At 62.6% G+C, this 23,067-nt stretch carries 19 protein-coding genes; 8 read left to right on the forward strand and 11 right to left on the reverse strand.

All coding sequences use genetic code 11. The features are described from left to right. A complete protein-coding gene (locus G4D79_RS00460; protein ID WP_099697010.1) occupies positions 1-648 on the forward strand; it encodes an ABC transporter ATP-binding protein in 648 nt (215 codons plus the stop codon). A 70-nt stretch (positions 649-718) separates the two neighbouring features. Then, positions 719-2,023 carry an HNH endonuclease signature motif containing protein gene (locus G4D79_RS00465; protein ID WP_099697011.1) on the forward strand — a complete coding sequence of 435 codons (1,305 nt, stop codon included), beginning with the start codon at positions 719-721 and terminating at the stop codon, positions 2,021-2,023. 85 nt (positions 2,024-2,108) lie between these two features. Here G4D79_RS00465 and G4D79_RS00470 read toward each other — a convergent pair whose 3' ends face one another. Together G4D79_RS00470 and G4D79_RS00475 are read right to left on the reverse strand one after the other, a co-directional pair. Beyond that, complete coding sequence (locus G4D79_RS00470) at positions 2,109-4,256, reverse strand: glycosyltransferase family 39 protein (RefSeq protein WP_099697012.1); 2,148 nt, start codon at positions 4,254-4,256, stop codon at positions 2,109-2,111. Further along, a complete protein-coding gene (locus tag G4D79_RS00475) occupies positions 4,253-5,494 on the reverse strand; it encodes a glycosyltransferase (protein WP_099697013.1) in 1,242 nt (413 codons plus the stop codon). The genes G4D79_RS00470 and G4D79_RS00475 overlap by 4 nt, the downstream gene beginning before the upstream one ends. An 87-nt stretch (positions 5,495-5,581) precedes the next feature. On the opposite strand from G4D79_RS00475, the gene G4D79_RS00480 reads away from it, so the two are divergent. From G4D79_RS00480 to G4D79_RS00490, 3 genes are all read left to right on the forward strand, one after another. After that, on the forward strand, positions 5,582-6,010 hold the full coding sequence (locus G4D79_RS00480; RefSeq protein ID WP_042449536.1) for an HIT family protein: 429 nt from the start codon (positions 5,582-5,584) through the stop codon (positions 6,008-6,010). A 238-nt stretch (positions 6,011-6,248) separates the two neighbouring features. After that, positions 6,249-6,884: a ScbR family autoregulator-binding transcription factor gene (locus tag G4D79_RS00485; protein WP_007734383.1), complete on the forward strand. Its 636-nt coding sequence runs from the start codon at positions 6,249-6,251 to the stop codon at positions 6,882-6,884. Positions 6,885-7,040: 156 nt separating this feature from the next. Beyond that, on the forward strand, positions 7,041-7,937 hold the full coding sequence (locus tag G4D79_RS00490) for a serine hydrolase (RefSeq protein ID WP_099697014.1): 897 nt from the start codon (positions 7,041-7,043) through the stop codon (positions 7,935-7,937). A gap of 71 nt (positions 7,938-8,008) precedes the next feature. Here G4D79_RS00490 and G4D79_RS00495 read toward each other — a convergent pair whose 3' ends face one another. From G4D79_RS00495 to G4D79_RS00525, 7 genes are all read right to left on the reverse strand, one after another. Beyond that, positions 8,009-9,628: a CdaR family transcriptional regulator gene (locus G4D79_RS00495; protein ID WP_003945928.1), complete on the reverse strand. Its 1,620-nt coding sequence runs from the start codon at positions 9,626-9,628 to the stop codon at positions 8,009-8,011. Positions 9,629-9,675: 47 nt separating this feature from the next. Then, positions 9,676-10,791 (reverse strand): o-succinylbenzoate synthase, encoded by a 1,116-nt coding sequence (menC, locus tag G4D79_RS00500; protein WP_054188095.1) that lies wholly within the window; start codon positions 10,789-10,791, stop codon positions 9,676-9,678. Continuing rightward, complete coding sequence (locus G4D79_RS00505) at positions 10,788-11,726, reverse strand: GNAT family N-acetyltransferase (protein ID WP_202426978.1); 939 nt, start codon at positions 11,724-11,726, stop codon at positions 10,788-10,790. The genes menC and G4D79_RS00505 overlap by 4 nt, the downstream gene beginning before the upstream one ends. A gap of 2 nt (positions 11,727-11,728) precedes the next feature. Then, on the reverse strand, positions 11,729-12,823 hold the full coding sequence (locus G4D79_RS00510; protein ID WP_007734375.1) for a M20 family metallopeptidase: 1,095 nt from the start codon (positions 12,821-12,823) through the stop codon (positions 11,729-11,731). Between the two features lie 143 nt (positions 12,824-12,966). Beyond that, a complete protein-coding gene (locus G4D79_RS00515) occupies positions 12,967-13,824 on the reverse strand; it encodes a tryptophan 2,3-dioxygenase (protein WP_019747028.1) in 858 nt (285 codons plus the stop codon). Positions 13,825-13,838: 14 nt separating this feature from the next. Beyond that, a complete protein-coding gene (locus tag G4D79_RS00520; protein WP_099697015.1) occupies positions 13,839-15,119 on the reverse strand; it encodes an MFS transporter in 1,281 nt (426 codons plus the stop codon). Between the two features lie 208 nt (positions 15,120-15,327). Beyond that, positions 15,328-16,173 (reverse strand): M55 family metallopeptidase, encoded by an 846-nt coding sequence (locus tag G4D79_RS00525; protein ID WP_007734371.1) that lies wholly within the window; start codon positions 16,171-16,173, stop codon positions 15,328-15,330. Between the two features lie 203 nt (positions 16,174-16,376). On the opposite strand from G4D79_RS00525, the gene G4D79_RS00530 reads away from it, so the two are divergent. Together G4D79_RS00530 and G4D79_RS00535 are read left to right on the forward strand one after the other, a co-directional pair. Further along, the gene (locus tag G4D79_RS00530) at positions 16,377-17,852 is read left to right on the forward strand and encodes an amidohydrolase family protein (RefSeq protein WP_099697016.1); all 1,476 of its coding nucleotides are present in this window, start codon (positions 16,377-16,379) and stop codon (positions 17,850-17,852) included. Positions 17,853-17,899: 47 nt separating this feature from the next. Next, complete coding sequence (locus G4D79_RS00535) at positions 17,900-19,210, forward strand: alanine racemase (RefSeq protein WP_042449526.1); 1,311 nt, start codon at positions 17,900-17,902, stop codon at positions 19,208-19,210. Between the two features lie 25 nt (positions 19,211-19,235). Here G4D79_RS00535 and G4D79_RS00540 read toward each other — a convergent pair whose 3' ends face one another. Together G4D79_RS00540 and G4D79_RS00545 are read right to left on the reverse strand one after the other, a co-directional pair. Then, on the reverse strand, positions 19,236-20,687 hold the full coding sequence (locus tag G4D79_RS00540; RefSeq protein ID WP_214514215.1) for a cell wall metabolism sensor histidine kinase WalK: 1,452 nt from the start codon (positions 20,685-20,687) through the stop codon (positions 19,236-19,238). Beyond that, positions 20,684-21,400 carry a response regulator transcription factor gene (locus G4D79_RS00545; RefSeq protein ID WP_007734368.1) on the reverse strand — a complete coding sequence of 239 codons (717 nt, stop codon included), beginning with the start codon at positions 21,398-21,400 and terminating at the stop codon, positions 20,684-20,686. Before G4D79_RS00545 ends, G4D79_RS00540 begins: the two co-directional genes overlap by 4 nt. A gap of 372 nt (positions 21,401-21,772) precedes the next feature. Between G4D79_RS00545 and G4D79_RS00550 the strand changes: the two genes are divergently transcribed. Then, positions 21,773-23,044, forward strand: coding sequence for a hypothetical protein (locus tag G4D79_RS00550; protein WP_099697017.1), 1,272 nt, complete (start codon positions 21,773-21,775; stop codon positions 23,042-23,044). Positions 23,045-23,067: the final 23 nt, after the last annotated feature.

Below are 23,067 nucleotides of genomic sequence, written 5' to 3' on the forward strand. Positions count from 1 at the left end.
ATGAGTCTGCAAGCTCTGGGAATCACCAGCGGTTACCGTCGCAACCGGCCAGTTCTCGAGAACGTCTCGCTCGAGATTCCGTCGGGAAAGCTGATCGGCCTGACCGGGCCTTCGGGCACCGGAAAATCAACACTTGCAAGGATTCTCGCTTCGCTGGATGCACCGTGGTCAGGCGAAGTGCGGATCGACGGATCACCCGTCGTGGGTACCAAATTCTCGGTACCCGCGGCACTACGCGGCACGGTGTCCATGCTGTTTCAGTCACCTCGCGCATCGACCGACCCTCGGCAGACGCTCGCCTCGATCATCGGCCAACCCGGTGACATTGCCAGTAGGTCAATCGATGTGGCCGCGCTGGCAGTAGAAGTGGGCCTCACTCCCGATCTCTTGTCGCGCAGACCACACCAGGTGAGCGACGGCCAACTACAGCGCGCATGCCTGGCGAGATCGCTGGCGCAACAACCGAAATACCTCATCTGTGACGAGGCGACGGCGATGCTCGACGCCGCCACGACGGCCGCGCTCATTCGGTTGATCGAGAGTCGCGCCGCCGAAACCGGCGTCGGCGTATTACTCATCAGCCATGATCGCGAATTACTCGGCGCCTGCTGCGACGTGGTCCACGACCTCGACAGTATCAGCGCTTAGCCCCTGCGAAATCAACTCTTGACTCGAACACGTGTTCGAGTATGATTTGGGGAGGGGATCGGGGGATTCAATGAGCGTCTTGTTGTCGGACGTGGTGTCTGGTTCTGCGGTGGGGTTACGCGGACGCCTGTGGCAGTTGACTGCTGCCGAGTTGCGCGCTGCTGCTGTCGAAGCGAGTGCGGAGATTCTGCGCCTCGAGGCGGTTCGTGTGGCCGTGGTGGACGAGTTGTCGTTGCGCCCGGATGATCAGGTGATTGCGAGCCGCGGGGTGGGTGCGTGGTTGGCGGGCAACACGATGCTGCAGGTTCGGGACGGGAAGAAGATCGCCGCGTTGGGTGCGGCTTTGCGGCCGCTTCCGGGTGTGGCTGCTCGGTTCGGTTGTGGGGACTGCTCCTTCGAGCATGCCGTGTTGATCGTGGCGTTCTGTGAATCACCACCGAAAGGCATGCCGGACGAAGCGCTCCCTCGTTGTATCGACCTACTGTTGGCGGCTGCGTCGGGAGTGGAAGCGACGACCACGAAAGTGCGGAACGTGATCGCGACCTTGGAGCGAATTTTCGAATCCGATGAGATTCCGCCCGCCGAGGATGTCGATCTCAACGAGTTGCGGATCGCGTCGACCTTGAACGGTCGAGTGGTGGTGCGTGGCGATTTCGATGCCCTCACCGGTGAAATGTTGCTCTCGGCGTTGTCGAATCTGACGATGCCGACCCCAGCACCGGATGGGACGCCGGATGCCCGGTCGGCGGCGAAACGCACCGCGGACGGGTTCACCGAACTGATCCGGCGTTACCTGGACTGCGCGAAAACCGGTACCGATGGTGGTCAGCGTCCGCATGTGAACGTGCACATCAATGCTCGGGATCTGGCGGAGCATCGGGACTGCGCCGCAACACCCTCCACTGCTGATGGTGAAGAGTCTCTGTCGGATCTTGATGTCGGGCACATGCCCTGGCTGGGACCGCTGTCGGTGTCGCAGACCAGTCTTCTCGGGTGTGATTGTTTCCTGTCCACGGTTCTGCTCGACGGTCACGGCGCACCGTTGGATGCGGTACCAGGGAAGAGGTTGGTCACCGCCGAACAACGCGTCGCCCTCATCGCCCGAGACAAAGGCTGCGCGTTCCCCGGCTGCACATGTGTACCGGCCTGGACTGATGCGCACCATATCCGGCACTGGGCCAACGGTGGCCCGACGGTGATGAACAACCTGGTCCTGCTGTGCCGTTCGCACCACCGGTTGATGCACCGAAAATCAGGGTTCGTCGGCAAATGGGAAATCCGAATAGGAGTCGACAACAAACCCTGGTTCATCCCGCCACCCTCGATCGACCCGCAGCAGCACCCGCGGCCGGCGAACACCACCTTCAAAACCTGAGGACGAACCTCAGGCATACAACTTCACGCCAGGTCCGCATCGGAGGAAGCACCTCCGATGCGGACCTGGCGTGCGTTCCTGTTGGTCAGCCTGCAACCGTCAAGTCGTAGAGGGTTACTCCGTCCACCGTTGTGGCGGTGAAGTTTTCGGTCACCCACGTCGAGATAGCGGTAGCGGTGCCTTCGGCGTTCATACCGCCACCCATCCCACCGCCAGCGATGAAGAAGTGAATCTTGCCCTCTGCCACGTACTGCTGGAACTGCGCGAGCGTCGGCGACGGATCGCTCCCGTTGAACCCTCCGATAGCCATGACCGGTGACTGCGTCGCAAGCTGATAACCCGATGCGCTGTTGGACCCGATTGCCGCGGCTACCCACGTGAACTGGTCGGAGTTCTCTTCGAGAGCGGACACAACAGCGGCTCCCGGCGTGCTGCCCTGCAGTAGACCACCGGCACCGCCTCCCATTGCGCCTCGCGTTCCGTCGGTGGTCGGCGTGGTACCACCCGGAACTGTTGCACCACCGGGCATCTGACCCATTCCTACAGGGGGCGTGCCCGGCATTCCGGTCCCAGCCCCGTCAGTCCGACGGTTACCGCCATCAGCCGTGCCACCGAATCCACCGAAGCCTCCGCGGCCACCGCCGGGCCCGCCCATTCCACCTTCGACGCTCGGTCCGGCCGAAACTATGGAACCGGTATGCGGAGTATTGATCGTGTCGATCGCGTATGCAGTCGGACCCGCCAGACCGGTGAAGATCGCTGCGAGAATCACTGCCACAGCCAATCGACCTCGCGTCACTGCCGGAATCAGCACTGCCACGGCACTGACGATGCCGACCACCAGAATGGTCCAGCGAAGCCACGGTACGAACGTAGGCGAGCGTCCGAGCAGTACCCACGCCATCGCGACGGTTGCGGCCAAGAACACCGCCAGAATGATGCGAACCCAGAGGACGTCACGATGACGCCACGCCACTACCGATCCTGAACCGATCAGCGCGGCGATCGCCGGCGCAAGCGCAACGGTGTAGTAGGCGTGGAAGATTCCCGCCATGAAACTGAAGGTCAGTCCGGTCACCAACAGCCACAGTCCCCAGACGATGAATGACGCGCGCTGTGTATCAGCGCGGGGTGCCCTGCCTCGCAGCACGATTCCAGCCACCAGAAGTATCAGCGCAGCAGGAATCAACCAGGCGATCTGTCCGCCCTGGGCCGATTCGAACAGTCGGGTAATACCGGTACTCCCCCACATACCACCGCCGGCCGCACCACCTGGTGCCATACCTCCCCCGGCCATACCACCTGCGGCCTCGCCCATACCTGGGAAACCGCCCGCAGCAGCGCCGGCCGCGGCATCACCAGCACCGCGCATTCCGCCGCCGCCGACGCTTCCGGTCTCGTTGCCGCTCAAGCGCCCGAGCCCGTTGTAGCCGAGCGTCAGTTCGAGAATCGAATTGTTCTGTGAACCACCGATCCACGGACGCGAGTCGGCCGGCCACAGTTCGACGATTGCCAACCACCATCCGGCGGAGACGATCAGTCCGCCCAGTGCCGCGAACAGTTGGAGTACGCGCTTACCCAGTTTCGGCGGTCCGGCGATCAGATAGGTGAGCGCCAGCGGTGGAACCACCAACATGACCTGTAATTGCTTTGTCAGGAAACCGAATCCGCAGAAGATACCGACCAACACGAGCCAGCGGGTGCGGCCGTCCTGCACGGCGCGCATCATCGCCCACACTGCTGCGATCATCAGGAGCACCAGCAGAGCATCCGGGTTGTTGAACCGGAACATCAGCGCCGCTACGGGTGTGAGCGCAAGTACCAGGCCTGCGAGGAGGCCGGCGGCCGCACCGAAATACCGTCGAACCGTTCCCCACAACAGTGCAACCGATCCGACCCCGAGGAGTGCCTGCGGCACCAACATCGCCCAGGAATTGAGTCCGAAGATGCGAACCGACAGCGACATCAACCACAGGGACATGGGCGGCTTGTCGACGGTGATCGAGTTTGCAGCGTCCGAGGAGCCGAAGAAGAAAGCCTTCCACGACACCGAACCTGCCTGTACCGCAGCGGCATAGAACGAGTTGGCCCATCCGGACGCGCCCAGGCCCCAGATGTAGGCAACTCCGGTGCCCACTAACAACACTCCCAGCGCCCACGGTTCCCAGCGCACCTGACGTTGCGGTTCCGGCGCTGGCAGCGGCGCGGCGAGTGTCCCTGCAGTGGCGGTCATCGATTGGCTCCTACGGATTGTGCGGTGCGAAACACCCAGCGCAGTGCGATGAATCGACTGACTGTGGCAACAAGATTGGCGATGACGAGTACGGCAAGCTCCACGTGCTTGGAAGCATCGGGCGCCATGACGTCGAGCACGAACAACGATCCGCTGGTGAGCAGTAGACCGAACCCGAACACGAGCAGGCCCTGCATCTGGTGACGAGCGGATCCTTCCGACCCTCGGATCCCGAAGGTGAAGGCCCGGTTGGCGGCGGTGTTGAATACCGCGGTCACCAGCAATGCGACGGCGTTGGCCCACTGCGCACCCATGATCGAGTGCAGAGCGAGGTAGAGCAGCGCGTACGCGAGCGTCGAAATGACTCCCACCACGGCAAAGCGTGAGAGCTGCCCGACCATTCCTCGTGGAACTCCGGGAACCAACGGTTCACGTCCGAAACTAGCCCTGAGCTCGGCCAATGGAAGGGAACCAGTAGACAGTGCTCGCCCGACACGGACCACACCTTTGAGGTCGGCAACTGCCGTGGCAATGATGTCCACCCGACTGTCCGGGTCGTCCACCCAGTCGACAGGGACCTCGTGAATCCGCATGCCCGCTCGCTCGGCCAGCACCAGCAATTCGGTATCGAAGAACCACCCGGTGTCCTCCACCAGCGGAAGTAGTTGCCGTGCAACATCGACGCGCATGGCTTTGAATCCGCACTGGGCGTCGGAGAAGCGAGCATGCAGTGCGCTTCGGAGGATGAGGTTGTAGCTACGTGAGATGAACTCACGCTTGGGGCCGCGCACCACGCGGGACGATCGTGCCAGCCGGGAACCGATGGCGATGTCCGAGTGTCCGGAGAGCAACGGAGCAATCAACGGCATCAGGGCGTTGAGGTCGGTCGAGAGGTCGACGTCCATGTACGCGACCACGTCGGCATCGGAGTCGCTCCATACCTGCCGCAGTGCTCGACCACGGCCCTTCGCATCCAGGTGGACGACCCGGACGTCGTCGAATTCTTCGGCGAGGGAACGTGCGAGTGGCAACGTGCCGTCGACACTGGCGTTGTCCGCGATGGTAATTCGTGCAGAGAATGGCACCTGCGTGCGTAAATGCCGGCGCAGGCGCCGCACGCACGTCTCGAGGCCTGCCTCTTCGTTGTATACCGGGACGACCACGTCCAGCACTACAGTCGTCGCGGAGACCTCCTCTGCGTCCGTGCTGCCCGCAGTCTGCATGGCTTCTGTCGTCATACGTCCTAGATTTGTCGGGCCGGCTCCGACGAACCTGCGTCCAGCCTGGGAGTTTCCTGGCAACCGGACGCGGGCTAATCTCGGGGTATGCCTTCAGTCTTCAGTGCCATCATCAACGGGGATCTACCAGGACGTTTCGTGTGGGAGGACGAGGACGTCGTCGCGTTCTTGACCATCGCGCCGGTAACGCAGGGCCACGTGCTTGTGGTTCCGCGAGCCGAGGTCGATCAGTGGCAGGACGTGGATCCTGAACTCTTTGCCAAGGTCACCGCTGTTGCCCGCAACCTCGGCCAAGCCGTGCGGAAGGCGTTCGACGCGCCTCGGTCGGGTCTCCTCATCGCAGGTCTGGAAGTTCCGCATCTTCACGTTCATGTTTTCCCCGCATACGACATGGGGAACTTCGACATCAGTGGCGCCGACACCTCGCCGTCACCCGAATCTCTCGACGAGGCACAGACCAAACTCAAGTCGGCGCTACGCGACCTCGGCTTCGAGGCAACTGTCTCGACTCGTTGATCGCATACCTTCGACCGAATTTCGCTGGCCGATAACTGGACTCCCCGCCGCAGCCTCCAACGGAGGTTGCGGCGGTCGCATTTGTCGCTCCTACCGACCGTGACCTGCGATTGCACACCGAACAGTCCGTTTCGCGCTGTCGCGCGAGCACGAGATTCGCTGCTACCGTGGGTCGCTGGTCCGGGACCTAGGGCCCTAAAACTGGTTCACGTGTTAACAGTCGGAGGACAAGGGAGCAATGCAGGAACGTGCCAAGATCAGTCGCCGACAGATTCTTCAAGGTGCTGCTGATCGGTTCGAAGTCACGGGGTACGGCAGCACGAGCATGAATGACATCGTGTCCGCGGCGCAGATGACCAAGGGCGCGGTCTATTTTCACTTCTCGTCCAAAGACGAACTGGCTCAGGCGGTGATCGAAGAACAGCACCAGATCTCGATCAGTGCCTTCACCGCAGTTGCAGCCACAGGCGCACCGGCACTGGAACAGCTCGTCATGGTGTGCCACGAGATGGGCCGCCAACTCGTCGCAGAGCCTATTGTTCGTGCGGGAATCCGACTTACCCTCGAGTTGGCCTCTGCCGACGGTTCGCAAGGCCCGTACGTCGCGTGGATCCGCGAGCTTCGAAAACTGGCCGAGGCCGCGAAGCTCGAAGGCGACATCCGCGACGATGTGGAGCCGGAATCGGTGGGTCGCGTGGTGATCTCGGCATTCACCGGCGTTCAACTGGTTTCGAACGTGCTCACCAGACGAAGCGATTTGAACGACCGTATCGACGAATTGTTCACCCTCCTGTTGGCAGGCGTGGTCTCCGACAAGCGACGCAGCGCCGTCGCCGAACTGGTCGGATGTCGCCTCGAAACTTATGCGTCCTGATCCGGAGAACACCCCGACGCCCGGATGATTCGGCGCATCAGCACCGAACCGTGCGCCAACCTTCGTCGATTCGTACAAGACCCCCCGTCGTCGACTCACTATCGTCAGATCCACGAATAACCCAGATACATGGATACCGACGAAAGGGCTTCTCGAATGACCGAAACCGCCACGTACGTTGAGAGCGCACAGCAGGAGATCGCTGCTGTACTCGCCGAAGCGAAGACCGATGCCTACGTCCACGAACGCGACATCGATTCCGGCGAAGAGTTCGGCTACGGCGCGGACGAAGGTGTCATCCTCGCCTCCGTTTTCAAGATTCCTGTTGTGCTTCAGTACGCCCGTGAAGTAGCGGCAGGCACCCTTGATCCGACCGAGCACGCCACGGTGACCGCCGAGTTCCGCTCCGGCGGCATCGGTATCGGCGGCTGCGCCGACGACGTGACTGCAAGCTGGCGAGACCTCGCTCTGCTCATGATGAGCTTCAGCGACAACGCCGCCACGGATTTCTTGTACGAACGTCTCGGACTCGACAACATCGTCGCAACGCTGCGCGGGCTCGGTTTGGAGAAGACCAACTTGGTCCGTGACTGCCGAGGCCTCTTCAAGACGGTCTACGACGACCTCGGCGTCGACAAGGGCACCTTGCTGGAAATGCCCCCCATCGAAATTCTTCGGACAATTTCCGTCATGGATCCCGCCCGCTCCAATTCCAGTACTCCTCGTGAGATCACAATGTTGCTGGCTGCAATCTGGAGGGACGAAGCCGGCCCCGCATCGGCTTGTGAAGAGGTCCGAACCATCATGAGCAAGCAGGTCTGGCCGCACCGCCTTTCGTCCGGTTTCCCCGACGAGGTCACTGTCGCCGCCAAGACCGGAACGCTGGGACTGGTACGAAACGAAGCCGGCGTCGTGGCGTACCCGGACGGCAAGCGTTACGCCGTCGGTGTCTTCACCAAGTCCCACGAGCTCACCCACCGCGCCCCGAAGATCGACGCCTCCATCGGAACCGTCGGCCGCATCGCTGTCGAAGCACTTCGCAACAACAGCTGATCCGAACCCACTGACAAAGAATGCGGGTCGCGCTGAGAAATCAGTGCGACCCGCATTTTTCGGCTTTCGAGCTAGCGTGGACCGCGCAGACGAAGATGCACCATCAACCGGAAGCGGACGTTGGGGTCGTCGAGATCCAACGCGGCCATACCCTTCAACTTGCTGAGGCGATACCGAAAGGTGTTGGGGTGCACGTGCAATGACGCCGCGGCGTCACCGACATCACCGAACGCGTTGAGCCACGCATCGAGAGTGTCCACGAACGAGGTCGCATGAGCGGCGTCGTGGCTGGCGATCGCCTCGATCGGTCCGAGGTCCGAGAACCCTTCGGCTGCAGCTTCCGACGCGATCTCCAACAGGATGGCATCGACGTGGACGCTACTGAAGGTGGCGACGCTGCCCGACGCTCGTCCCGCCAACAACACTTCGAGGGCATGTTCGGCGTCGCGCTTCGATCGGCTCAGCTGCGCCGGTCTGGTCACGACCCGGCCGATCCCGATGATCGTGTCGCCGGACGCTCCGGTGCGGTCCAGGAAGTCCGAGGCCACACGGAACGCCTGCAACTCGGCTTCGGCCGGGGAATGCCCTCGTACAGACAGCACCGCGTAGCCGGTTCCGTTGACCAAGGCTGCCGCCGACTGCGAGTGGACGGCGCCGAGGTGCATGGCCAGAGCGTCGGTCAGTCGCACCACGTGGGCGGCATCGTCCGGCTTCGACGATCCTTCGAAAGACCTACGACCCAAAGCCATCACGAGTGCGGGGCCGGTCCCGAGGCCGAGGCGATTCATCGCGTCGACCGCACCTGACCCACCGTCGAGAAGGGTTGCGATCAGGTCTGCGCGCAGTCGGCGCTCGGCGTCGGCGCCGCCGCGCAACCGCAACATCTGCAGCGCGATCAACCCGGCTGAATCGCGCAGAGCACGCATCCGGTCGTCGGACATCGGCTCACCGGTTGCCACCCACATGGAGCCGAGGAACTCGTCGCCGGCTCTGATGGACACGGCGATACGACCCATTTTGGTACCGAGGGTCTCGGCCGAGACCCACACCGGATCGTCGCTGCGATAGAGCCGGTCGAAGACCCCGGCCTCTTCGAGCACTCGAATGTACTGGTCAGGAACTTGCCGCTCCAGAACGGTCGCGATACGTGGACCGTCTCCTTCTTCCTGGCGGCCGGAGAAGGCGATGACCCGTGAGCTGCGGTCCTCGATCGTGATCGGCGCATCGAGAAGTGCGCTGACAGCGTTGGCGAAGGCGAACAGATCGCCGGCCGGGCCGCCTCCGCGTGAGTGGATGTGCCCGACTTCGTTTCGGGCCGAGAGCACCGAATGAAGCAGGCTTGTCAGCTGAACCCACGAGACGCCACGCGCCAAGGCCAACAGCACGACGCCCGAGGCGATGACGGATTCGCGGTCCGCATCGCTGACCTCGGTGGTCACTCGCGCGACCACCACGCGTACTCCGCGCTCGGCCAGGCCGGCCACGGACTCCGCGATACGTTCGCCTCCGGTGACGCCGACGAGCAGCACCATGGAGTCCGGTGTCGAGGGTGAGTCGTCGTCGGGGTCGTGAATGACCACCGAGGCGATCTCCTGGACCGCCTCCGGGTCGCCGACAACCGGATTCAGCACCGTAGTTCCCACGTCTTCGAGAAGCCGCACCAAACTGATGCGAGGTCGTACGGTGCCCACGTCTATCACTCCTTCGTCCGGTGAACGAAGTGTGTCATAGTGATTCGTCAAAGCCGATCCATGCCGATCCATTCGACCGACGTGGTAATTGCTTCGAGCAGGTCGGGGATCGGTTCGACGCCGATACCCGGTCCTTCCGGAACCTTCACGTAACCGTTGTCGAGTACGAACGGCTCGGTGATGTCTTCGGCGAAGTACCGGTCGGAAGCCGATGTATCGCCTGGTAGGACAAATCCGGGGAGCGCGGCAAGCGCGACGTTGGCGGCCCTGCCGATTCCGGTCTCGAGCATTCCGCCGCACCACACGGCAATTCCGTTGGCCTTGCAGACGTCGTGGATACGACGCGATTCCAGATAACCGCCCACACGTCCCGGTTTGATGTTCACCACGCTGCACGCACCGATTGCCAGCGCGTCGGCGGTGACCTTCGCGGAGGTGATCGACTCGTCGAGGCAGACCGGCGTCCGCATCATCTCGGCCAGCCTGGCGTGGCCACGCAGTTCCTCTTCGGGAAGCGGCTGCTCGATCAGCAGGAGGTCGAAGTCGTCGAGCCGCTGGAGATGGCGGGCGTCAGCCAGGGTGTACGCGGTGTTCGCGTCGACCTGGAGGAGCACGTCGTCGCCGAACCTCTCGCGGACTGCGCGAACCGGCTCGATGTCCCAGCCCGGTTCGATCTTCAGTTTGATGCGCAGGTATCCGGCATCGAGGAACCCGCCTACCTCCTCTAGCAGCTCATCGATCGAATTCTTGATACCCACCGAGACACCCGCGGGTACGCGATCGACTACTGCACCCAGGTACGAAGACATGCTCGTCCCGGCAGCCCGTAACTCGGCGTCGAGAAATGCGGTTTCCAATGCCGCTTTGGCCATGGGGTGCCCGGCGAACTGTTCCATCGTCGCGCTCAGTGCGTGCACGTCGGGATCGGTGAGTTCACCCAGAGACGGAATCAGGAACTTACGAAGGACTTCGGCGGCGCCGTCCGTATATTCGGAACAGTAGCGAGGCTCGGACATCGCCACGCACTCGCCCCAGCCCTCCGACTCCGAGGTGACGACCTTGACGAACAACACGTCCTTGGTGGTCTCGGTGCCGAACGAGGTACGGAACGGCGCTTTCAACGGCATTGCCGCCCGGCGTAATTCAACTCCTTCGATCTTCACGATGTAACCTCCGCTGTTGTCCTGCCTGCCTGTGTTCCCGGCGCACGGTCCAGCACGTACTTTCCGGTTCTGGTAACTGCGAGAACCACTCCGTTCTCGGCGAGCACACCACCGAGAGTCTCGCGGACTGCCAGGCGCCAGTCGTTCGCTGCCGTCGGGTCCGACTTACGCAGTGTGTACACGTCATTCGGTGTAGCCACCGTGACGAATCGATTCTTGGTCGACTTCAACACGGGCAGGCCGGCTTCGGAGACGGACAGCAGTTCGCTCGCCCCCAAGGACTCGGGAGTCGGGACTTCTCCCGAACCGGCGACGACGTCGGCAACCTTGCTACTACCGATTTCCCAGTCGATCAACAACCGGTCGCTGTCTGCGCCGCCGTTGAGGCTGTCGTTCATCGGCGCGTAGAAACGCGGCAGATACTGGATCGGGAACGCACCGAGTTTCGAGACGTTGAAGTAGGCATTGCGTGCGACGAGCGGGTCGAAAGTCCACCGCACGTGGAGAATTCCCCGTTCCAGTGCCCACGCACGCTGGAACAGTTTCAACGCGAGGCCGATGTGCCCGTTCTGCACGTTCGGGAGGATCCCCGTGATGTGCGAATGCAACGAACGGTGTTGCGGTTCCTCGAAGAATGCAACCGAGCCGCCGATCAGATCCCCGCCACGAAACGCGCCGGCGACGTAGTTACCGGAGTGTGCGAGCGCCTTCATCATGTCCCGATGGACGGGAGGGTTACCGCTCTCCGGCTGCCATACCTTCTCGAACAGACCGAATACCTGTTCCAACTCGGCATGCCCGGTGACGGTTTCGATAGTCACACATGCAAGCAGAGCGGCCTGCTCGGCCTGGCTGATTGCCTGCCGCATCCGTGAAGGCGATACACCTCCGAATGGTTGAACGGTCTTGCGTTGGACATTGTTCGGCGACGTCATCGTCACAGTCCTCCTTCCAGGATTCGAGTCACCAGACCGGCCAACAAGGTGGCGCGCGGGATCATCTGATCTATCTCTACGTGTTCTGTCGCTGCGTGGGCACCACCGCCGACGGCACCGAGGCCGTCCAACGTGGGAGTTCCGACTGCAGCGGTGAAATTTCCGTCCGACGCACCGCCGACTGCGCAGTCGCGAAGCATTCCCAACCCGCTCTCACTGCTGACCTGGTGAGCGAGAAAGTACAGCTTCTCCGAAGACGCTGATTCCAGTGGCCCACGGTTGGGTCCTCCGGATACCGAAATTCGGCTTTCGGCCAGCGCCGGTGTCAGTGCACGGATCGAACGGTCGATGCGTTCCTGTTCCTTCGCGGACCACATTCGAACGTCACACCACAGTTGTGCTTGCGCTGCAACGGTATTGGTGGTCGTGCCGCCACTGATCACGGACGGAACCACCGACGTTCCCGCCGCCGGGTCCGCGAGCTCCACCACGGCCTGAATCTGGTGTGCGAGCTCCACTACAGCGTTCACACCTCGTTCCGGTTCCAGTCCGGCGTGTGCAGCGCGTCCCTCGATGTCGACGCAGTACAGCGACATACCCTTGCGCGCGGTCTTCACTGCGCCGTCGGCTGCGGCTTCGAGGACCAGCACCGCGTCGACCTGACGTGCTTGCTCCTCGATCAGTGCGCGCGAGGTCGGGGAGCCGATTTCCTCGTCGGAATTGAGGAGCACGACCACCCCGTCGAGCGACGGAAGCGATGCGAGCGCATGGAACAGCTGGACGATGCCGGCCTTCATGTCGAAGACTCCGGGTCCGGTGGCGATGTTGTCGGTGACAGACCAGGGCAACTCCGCGAGCGTTCCGAGCGGCCAGACGGTGTCGAAATGGCCCAGGAGCATCACCTTCGGCTCCGCGCCGAACGACCAACGCAAGTGCTGACGCCCGTCGATGCGGATACGTTCGGGGGTGCTTCCGAGGTGGCGTTCGCCGATTTCGGCCACCACGTCCGCACATGCATCGACTGCGCCGAGATCGGAACTGGGCGACTCAGCGGTTACCAACGCCGCCAGGTCTGCCACCATTGATTTCTTGTCCACTCCGACGCTCTCCTGTCACCGACTTGCAACTTCGCAGTCAAGCTTGGTCGAAGCGACCCTGTCGGATCTTGTCCAAGACTCCTGTCCTTCGGGCTCGGATTCGTCGTGTGTCACGAACAGCTGGGTGCCATCAAGCAGGTGTGTCAGGTACCGATCTCTGTTCGGGCGGCAAACAGCTCGGGAAAGAAGCTCAACTCCAGCGCACGTTGCAGGAAGCCGGCACCACCACTCGAACCGCCGGTCCCCTTCTTCATGCCGATCACCCGCAGCACCGTCCGAAGGTGCCGGAACCGCCACAGCTGAAAGCTCTCCTCGAGGTCGACCAACTCCTCGAACGCCTCGTACGCCGTCCAGTGCTGTTCGACGTTCTCGTAGATTGCTTTGACCAGCGGAATCAGTTCGTCGTTTCGCACGTAGGGCGCGCTGACGTCTCGTTCGAGAGCCGACGCCGGAACGTCGTACCCCTGCCTGGACAGGTACCGCCAGAACTCGTCGTACAGTGTCGGCTCCCCGAGCAGGGTCTCCAACAATCGATGGGCGGACGGATCCGATTCGAACACCTTCAGCATGCCCGCGTTCTTGTTTCCGAGCACGAATTCCACGGCGCGGTACTGGTACGACTGGAACCCCGATGAGTTGCCGAGAACGCCCCTGAACTCCGCATACTCCGCCGGCGTCAGTGTCGCCAACACCGACCACTGCTCGGTCAAGGTGGCCTGAATATGTTTGACACGTGCGATCCGCTTGAACGCAACCCGAATATCGTCGGCAGCGATCGCTGCTCTGGCCGCCCGAATCTCGTGGAGAAACAGCTTGAGCCACAACTCGCTGGTCTGGTGCTGAATGATGAACAAGAGTTCGTCGTGGTGTTCCGGCTCGCTCACCGGGTGCTGCGAATCCAGGAGGGTGTCGAGTCCGAGGTAGGCCCCGTAACTCATCTTCTCGGAAAAATCGGTGACGACGTCGTCTTCGATCTTTCGTGTGCCGTCCGTTGCCGACATCTGCGGTCTCCTTGTCAGAATTTCGCCGGGGTCTGCGGAACGATCATGGCCACCAATGCGGCAGCGCTCGTCGCTCCGACCAGGACTCCGAATGCAGCCATGTACGAGAACTGGTCCACCATCCATCCCATCACGAGCGGGGTGATGAAACCGGCGAACTGACCACAACCGTTGATCAAACCCATTCCGGAACCGAGGAATTCGGCCGGAAGTGCCCGCAACGGCATCGCGAAGATCGACATCGAACACAGACCGCTGATGCCTAGAGCCAACGTCTCGTAGAACGTGAACATCGCGACGGTGTCAGCGGTGGTCATCAGGAACAACAGGACTGCCGACGTGGCCATACACGGAACCAGAAGGATCCTGGCCCGGTCGTGGAAGTACTTGTCCACCAACCGCCCGCCCACAATCGTGGCCAGCGCCGTGACGATGAAGGGGATTGCGGCAAAGATTCCCGTGTCGATCAGCGAGAGTCCCTTGTCGTTGAGCAGATAACTCGGCACCCAGGTCATCAGCCCGTACGCGGACATGTTGGCCAGGCAGAACAGAATCGCGAACTTCCACACCGACGCGGACTTGAACACGGCGGCGCGAGAGTGCTCGCTCGCCAGAGGTTGCAAGGCTGCCTCGGGATCTTCCGAGATTTCCGTGTCCAGCGGTGCGGGCAGCACCAACCACACCACCGTGCCGATCACTGCGCCGACGATCGCCACCAGCCAGAACGCGTCACGCCACCCCACGGCCATGAGGACCGGCGCGATGATCAGCGGTGCGATGCCGGGGCCGAGGTTGTTGGCGCCGAGCATGAAACCCATCGCGGTCGCCCTGGTTTTCGGACGGGTCCGCTCAGCCAAAGCCTTGAACGACGCCGCTGGAAAGAGCCCCTGGCTGATGCCGAACATCGCACGCATTACCATCAGCGAGACGAGACCCCACGCGAACCCTGTCAACGCTGTGAACACCGACCACAGGATCAAAGCAACGATCAACAGGGGCCTGGGTCCGAAGCGGTCGGCCAACATTCCGCCGGGGACCTGCCCGAGCATGTAGAAGATCGCGAATACCGAGACCACGCCACCCAACTGCGTACTGCTGAGCGAGAATTCGTCGCCGATCATCGGAAGCGCAAGCCCGATCATGACGCGATCCACCATGTCGATCAACCAGATGGTACTGAGCAGCCCCACCGTAACGGTGGTCGTGCGACGAATCGACTTGTTGTCCATCATTTTTCGAACCGAACCGTCGCTCACCCGCGACGGTGCTTCCACTGTGACGCGTTCCGCCTTCATCAAGCCTCCCGAATTGTCTTGTGCCGCATGGACTGGAACATTGAAAAGACTGATGAAGTGTGACAGCGAACACGTCTACCGCATTGGTCCGTTTCACCAATAGCCGAAGCAACGTTTGGTCGGTCGGAACATGTTCTGCCCCAGGAGATGACAAATGCCGCCGGCGCACACGGCGTCGGCGGCATTTCGCGATGGAGTCGCTACTTCATCACGTGCGATTGGCGACTGCCACGATCGTCGAGACGCCTGCGGCTGCAAGCCGGGCATTGACAGTGATCAGACCGAGAATGTCGTCGACGCTGCCGAGTGTGTGCGAAATCGTACGATCCGAAATCCGTCGCGAGCCGGGAACAGCCTCGGCGAGTTCAGCTCCCGTGGTGGTGGGGTGAACGATCTCGAGGGTCCATTCGTCACGCAGCTCGACCGGCTTCAGTGTGTCGGCCTTACGCACTGCGCGCTCGGCTCCTGCTCGGATCTGCTCGCACGCCAGCGACGGCGGCAGCGAATTGGTTGCCGACCATCCATGTGCCTTCTTGACCTCGACGGTCTCGGTTGTCGGCGATGCCGCGTCGACCAAGCCGCAGATGATGTCGTCACCCGTCACCAGGCCGACGGGAACGCCCTGGGTGGCAGCGTAGAGGGTGTTGACGTCGGTCTCCGAGACGGACTTGCCGTCGAGGCGGACGTCGGCGAACAAGCTCGAGAACGTGTGCGCCAGGACGCCGGGCCCACCGGCTGGTGCGTGATAGCCGACAAACAGAGCGACGTCGTGATCGGACGTCAGTCCCTCCGCCATGCACTGCATCTTCGGTGTTCCGAAGATCAGACGCGCCCGTGGATCCAGGTCGGCGTGAAGCAGATTGTCCATCGTTCCGTGGCTGTCGTTGACCAGGACGCTCGTCGCACCGGCGTCGAACGCACCGGCGATCGCGGCATTGGTCTCGGCGGTCATGAGCATCTGCGCACGGTGGTAGCCGCCACCGCCGCGGATCGTCTGATCGAGCGTCGCGATACCCGCGATACCCTCCATGTCCACCGAAATATAGACGTGCATTCCTGTCCTCCATCGATCTCAATCGGCTGAATTGATAACTTCGCTTTCACCTTCACACTCGAGCGCATCCGTTTCTTGTCCGCTCGAACGGTGAGTCGGCCTCCATTTGGGACGTTCACACCAGAATCCGATACCCGAGCCGTGAAACCATCGGGACATTCGCCGGGCCAGGCGGTTCGACCAACGACAGGAGTGCAGCGCTGATGCAGGTCCACGACATCGTGTTCACCGGCGGCCGTGTCGTCGATCCCGCATCGGGGACCGACGAGGTTCGGGGCATCGCGATCACCGACGGCAAGGTCTCGGCGTGGGGTCGCGACGCGATCGAAGCCCGGCAGACGATCGACGTGACCGGTCAGGTCATCTGCCCCGGATTCATCGACCTGCACAGCCACGGACAGGAAATCGCCGAGCAGCGACTTCAGGCATTGGACGGAGTCACGACGGCCCTCGAACTGGAAGCCGGCGTCATTCCTGTTGCAAAGGCATATGCCCGGGCCGGCGCCGAGGGCCGCCCGATCAACTACGGCTACGCGACGTCGTGGGCGCACGCCCGAATGATCGAACTCTCAGGGGCCGATCCCGACGGCGACATCAGAACGCTCCTGCACCATCTCGGTTCCCCGAGCTGGCGGGGCGAGCCCACCGCCTCCCAGCGCGCCCACATTCTCGAACTCCTCGAAAACGATCTGGCCGCAGGCGCTCTCGGCATCGGCGTGGTGGTCGGGTACGCGCCGAAATCCGATCCGGTGGAGTACCTACAGGTGGCGGATCTCGCGGCCCGAGCCGGCGTTCCCACCTATACCCATGCGCGCCCGCTCATCTCGGCCGATCCGTCGAGCCCGGTGGATGGTGCCGTCGAAATCGCCCGTGCAGCAGCCGAAACCGGCGCACACATGCACTACTGCCACGTCAACAGCACCTCGGGAATGCACGTCGACCACGCGCTGTCGGTGGTGGCGCAGGTTCAGGCAGCCGGATCGCGCGTCACGACGGAGGCGTATCCGTACGGTTCCGGGTCGACGGCCGTCGGAGCTGCGTTTCTCGATCCCGACAAGCTGCACCTGATGAATCTGACACCACGGTCGCTGACATTCGTACCCACCGGTGAACGTATCGCGGACCGCAAGCAGCTGGAACATCTTCGGGCCACCGACCCCGGTGGGTTGGTGCTGGTGGAGTTCCTCGACGAGAACGACACCGTGCAGCGCGAATTCCTCGAACGGGCGATGACTTTCGATCGCGCCGCCATCGCGAGCGACGCGATGCCACTGACCTGGCCCGGCCGTTCGCCTGCCGACTCATTGCAGTGGCCACTGCCGGAGAAGGCACTCGGCCACCCCCGCGGCGCAGGCACCTATGCACGTGCGATTCGTACGCTGTACCGCGAGCGTCGGCTGCTGTCGCTGTCGGAGATCATCGCGCGCTGCTCGTTGATCCCTGCGCAGATTCTGGAGGAGTCGGTTCCCTCGATGGCGACGAAAGGCCGGATCAGCCCCGGTAGCGACGCGGACATCCTCGTTTTCGACCCCGAGCGAATCACCGACAACGCCACGTACATCGACGGCACCCGCCCCTCCACCGGTATCAGCCGCGTGCTGGTCGGCGGAGTACCCGTCGTCGAAGACGGTGTCGTGGTCCAGGACGCGTTGCCTGGTCGCCCGGTACGCCGCTCGTAGCCGGATCTCATTCTGACCTGCATAGTTCTGACAGAAAGTCACCACACATGAACACATCGTCTGCAATCAACGGCACAATCGATGCCATGACGGATTTCGCGAACCCCCCGATCGGTTGGCAGCACAAGGCCTTCGGCACCGACCTCGAAGGTCGCGACGGTTCCGACCTCGAGCCGCTGGGGATCTCGGCACTCGACGGCAACCTCCTGCTACCCGTGATGACACTCAACCGTGCAGCGATCGCGCACAATGTCGACCTCATGGCGCAGTTCTGCTCCGACCACGATGTGGATCTGGCGCCTCACGCGAAGACCACGATGAGCCCCGAACTGGTTCGACGGCAACTCGACGCCGGGGCTTGGGCGATGACAGCCGCAACCGTTGCGCAGGCACGCATTCTGCGTGAGTTCGGTGTGGACACCATCATCATCGCCAGCCAGGTTCTCGATCCCGCCGGTATTCGGTGGATCTGCGACGCCCAGGCCACCGACCCCGATTTCTTCGTCACCACCCTCGTGGACTCGGTCGAGAGCGTCCGCCTGATGGAACAGTTGATCGCGAAAGTCTCACCGGCCAGCCGTATCCGGGTTCTCGTCGAACTCGGCTACGACAGCGGACGCGCGGGCGCTCGCACTGTCGAGCAAGCACTCGACGTCGCACGCGCAGCATCGCAGGCACCTTCGTTGATACTCACCGGAGTCGAGGGGTTCGAGGGCATGATGCCCGGAGCCTCGGTAGCAGCCCGCCGTATCTCCGTCGATTCGTATCTCAAATCCGCGCGGGTTTTCACGGAAATCTGTGTGGCCGAGAACCTGTTCGAGAACAACTCCGCGAAGGCTCCCCAGCCACTGGTCACTTTCGGCGGCAGTGCGTTTCACGATCTGGTTGTACGCGAGCTGGCCGGCCGATGGGCACTCGACAACGGTGTACGCATCGTGCTGCGCAGCGGTTGCTACATCACTCACGATCACGGTCTCTATGCCGAAACTTCGCCGTGGGCTGACGGTCCGCGAACTCTGCAGGGAGCCGCAGAGGTCTGGGGCGTAGTGCTCTCCATACCTGAACCCGGACGGGTGATCCTGGGCTTCGGCCGCCGCGATGTCGGTTCCGACGCAGGCTTTCCCATAGTCCTGTGGCGCCGACGCGACGGATCCAACCGATCAGCGCGAGAGCTGACGATCACCGCACTCAACGACCAGCACGCGTACGTCGACGTTCCGGATGACTTCGACGTGAAGGTCGGCGATCTGCTCGGTTGCGGAATCTCGCATCCCTGCACCACATTCGACAAGTGGTCACTGATTCCCGAGGTCGATTCGGATTACCGCGTCGTCGGCACGGTGCACACCTACTTCTGAGGGGACCGGTTGCGGCAATCCGGCGTCAGTCGTCCTTCGGGTCACGCGGCAATTCGACGCGGAACGTCGTCCCCTGCCCGAGGGAGGTCTCGACGCTGACGGTTCCGTCGTGCGCTGCAACCAAAGCCGAAACGATGGACAGGCCGAGACCGGCGCCCCCGGTCTCACGGGTGCGAGAGGTGTCGGCGCGGTAGAAACGCTCGAAGATCCGCGCGGCATCCTCGTCACTCAAACCCTGACCGGTATCCGAAACCTCGACCACCGCGGAGTTCTCGGTCGTACCGACACGAACGGTGACCTGCGCATCCGGCGGAGTGTGTTTGATCGCGTTGCCCACCAGATTGGCAACTACCTGACGCAGCCTGGCCTCGTCACCATGCACTTCGGGCAGGCCTGGGCCGCCGGCCATCTGAAGTTCGACAGTTCGATCCGGTGCGATCGCTCGTGCCGCCTGTACCGAATCCGCCGCAACTGCAAGCAGATCCACAGGCTTTTTCTCGAGTGGACGCTGTTCGTCGAGTCTTGCCAGCATGAGCAGATCTTCGACCAGAAGTCCCATCCTCGACGCCTCGCCCTCGATCCGGTTCATCAGCGTTTCCGTATCAGTCATGGCGCCTTGGCGATACAACTCGGCGAACCCACGAATAGTCGTCAAGGGTGTGCGCAACTCGTGGCTCGCGTCGCCGACAAACCTACGCATCTTCTCCTCGGAACGCCGTGCCGATTCCTCCGAAGCCTCGGTCGCGGCAAATGCGTGTTGAATCTGCGCGAGCATTCCGTTGAGCGCCACGGACAGTCGACCGACCTCGGTGCGGTCATCGCGCTCCGGAACACGTCGATGAAGGTCGCCGGCGGCAATGGCAGCGGCAGTCTCCTCCACCTCGACAAGCGGACGGAGGCTCCGACGAACCACGAAATACGCTGCGCCGCCGAGGATCAGCAGGACAACCAGGCCGATGCCGAGTTGCAGGCCGACCAAGTCGTCGACGGTCTGCTCGTTATCCGTCAGTCGCACACCGATAGTCGTGGTCGTGCCGTCGCGGACCGTCGTGAGAACCCGCCAGTTCACGTCCGAACCGTCGCTCGATCCGACGGTGATCGGGCCGTTGGTGGAATCTTTCGACAGGTCGGGTTCGGTCGTCGTCGACTTGTCGTTCAGGATGATCACCCGTCCGTCCGGGGTCACGGTCCGAACGAAGAAGGGGCTGGGTGGGCGGGTGCCCGGGCCGACGTCACTGGGCGGCTGCAGATCTCTGCTGTGCGGCTTTGCCCAACCGTCGACCGCTTCGTACAGCGTTTTGTCGGTTCGCTGGGTCAGTGAATTCTCGAGAGCAGAAGTGACCGCTACACCCGACGCCAACAGACCCAGCGCGGCCAACACCAGCAAGGCCGCAACCAGGGTGAAGCGCAGCGGCAGTGAATGGAGACGGAAACGACCCCGCTTCGGAAGCTGATCGTTTTCCGCGGCGGCGATCATTGCCGCGGTTCACGCATCACGTAGCCGACCCCACGCAATGTGTGAATCAGCGGTGTCTCCCCCGTGTCCACCTTGCGCCGCAGGTAGGAAACGTAGGACTCGACAACTCCGACCTCCCCACCGAAGTCGTAATTCCAGACGTGGTCGAGAATCCGCGGTTTGCTGAGAACCGTCCCGGCGTTGACCATGAAGTATCGGAGCAGTGTGAACTCGGTGGGCGAGAGTGCAACCAACTCGCCCTTCTTCCAGACCTCGCGGGTGTCGTCGTCGAGTTCGATGTCGGCGAACTTCACCCGCGGCGACTGCTCCGGCGCGACCCCGCGACCGGCGCGGCGCAGGATGACCCGCAACCGCGTCACGACTTCTTCGAGGCTGAACGGCTTGGTCACGTAGTCGTCCGCGCCGAGGGTCAGGCCGCTGATCTTGTCGTCGAGCGAATCCTTCGCCGTCAGAAACAGGACGGGCGCGTCCACACCGTCGGCGCGCAGGCGTCGAAGCAGACCGAAGCCGTCCATCCCGGGCATCATGACGTCGAGAACGATCGCGTCGGGACGGAATGTCCGTGCGACGTCCAGGCCTTGGGCGCCGCTCGAAGCAGTTGCCACCTCGAAACCCTGGAATCGGAGGCTCACGGAGAGCAACTCCACGATGGTGGGTTCGTCGTCGACAACGAGGATGCGGGCTTCGGGGGTCTTGTCGGTCACGAGAACCATCTTCTCCCCTGCCACTGGATTCCCGCTGTATGTTCCCTGGGAGCTTCCTGTGAACGGCCGGGTGCAGGTGAAAAGCTGACAGCAGGATCCCGGCAAGGATCCAGGCTTCGATCGGCTGGCAAGGCACACGTGACATCAGCGGATTCAGCTACTTCAACGCACGGTCGATGGAGACTGCATTCGCGGACGCTGCGGTGTGGGTCGCCGACGCAGTTCAGACAAATTTGGCCGGCTACGACTTCGTTCAGTGGCCGAGTCGAGGACGCCATCTGCTGGTTCCTCGACTTCGGGACGGGGAACCGGTGTGGATGGATCCGCACGGCGATGTGACGATAAGTCGTATCGGCGAGTTGTGCAAAAATTCGACGAATTATGCAGCAACGTAGCCCAGTTCAAATCGCTCAGCTCTACGGTCCTGTGGCGTCCGCGCTGGTCGGCGGTGTGGTGGCCGCGTACGCAGTGGCCGAGTCCCGAGTTGACGACTTCTCCTTCTCCGACGCCGGCGTTATCTCGGTGGTGATCACGCCGCAGTGGGCGGGAGCAACTGCCGCGGTGGTTGCGGCCGTCGGCGTAGCGCTACTGCATCGCTGGGGACGTGGCGGTCTCGCGAGTGTCTTCGCTGTAGTCGGCGCCCTCGCCATCGCGCTACCTGCATTCGTCCCCGTCTCCGCCCAGATTTCGGTGACTCTGAACGCAATCGGAGCAGGCGCTTTCCTCGCGGCAGCGGCATTTCCGACGAAGGGTCACCGCGGAGCACAAACCGCTCTCGGACTCGGCGTAACCACGACGACCCTGTACTTCGGCGCAGCGGACTTGTGGCGCGATCGCGTCCCCAGGTGGTCGCTCACACTTCCGGGCGATTCCTACCCCGTGCCGTCCACGGTTCCCGTCTGGATTCTGCTCGCCGCAACTCTTCTCGTGGGTGGAGTCGCCGCACTCTCACGACCGAATCAGGAGCCGGGCGACATCGACGCACGCCTGGTGAAGCTGGGAGTTGTTCTGCCCCTGGTATTCACGGCTCTCTATGTGTGGTTGGGCTCGACGACATCACCTGGGTCATGGGTGATCGCGGTGGTATTGGCGGTTGCCGTTACCGTCGCACTGGCTTGGCGGTTGCCGCCACACGACGGTCGTTTCGTACTCGTCGGAATGGCAGTCAGCGCGGTTTCGGTCAGCTCGATTTCCTTTCCATCCGACTGGACCTGGGCGATGCCCGCGGGAGCTGCTGCCCTGGCGTTGGGCGTCGTCGTCGACTGGAGAAGACCGATGCCGCAACTCGGGCTGGGACTCCTTGCCGTGACTGCACTCTCGGGATTGCTGGATGCCGCCCCGACCACGGTTGCCTACGTCCTCGTCCTCCCGCTTGCGCTGGGACTGGCCGTCACGTCATGCATGCCTGTTGCCGTCGGAGCAGTCTCGAGCGGGGCGATGTTGCCCGTCGCTTTCACGTTGTTCTCGGTTTCACCGACCTTCTTGGACCCGGGCTCGCGGGAATTCGGGTGGTCTACCGGTGTGCTCGTCGAACACGGACCGGCCGCCGTGAACACGCCGATTCCTCTGACTGTTCTCGCTGCGACGGCGACGATCGTGGTGGCCGTGTCGACCATCCATCTGAAGCGGGTTCGAACGGCGGTGGTGACCTAAATCGCCAGCTGATCGGGTCGGAA

Source organism: Rhodococcus sp. WY5, from assembly GCF_018588185.1.
GTDB classification, from domain to species: domain Bacteria; phylum Actinomycetota; class Actinomycetes; order Mycobacteriales; family Mycobacteriaceae; genus Rhodococcus_F; species Rhodococcus_F qingshengii.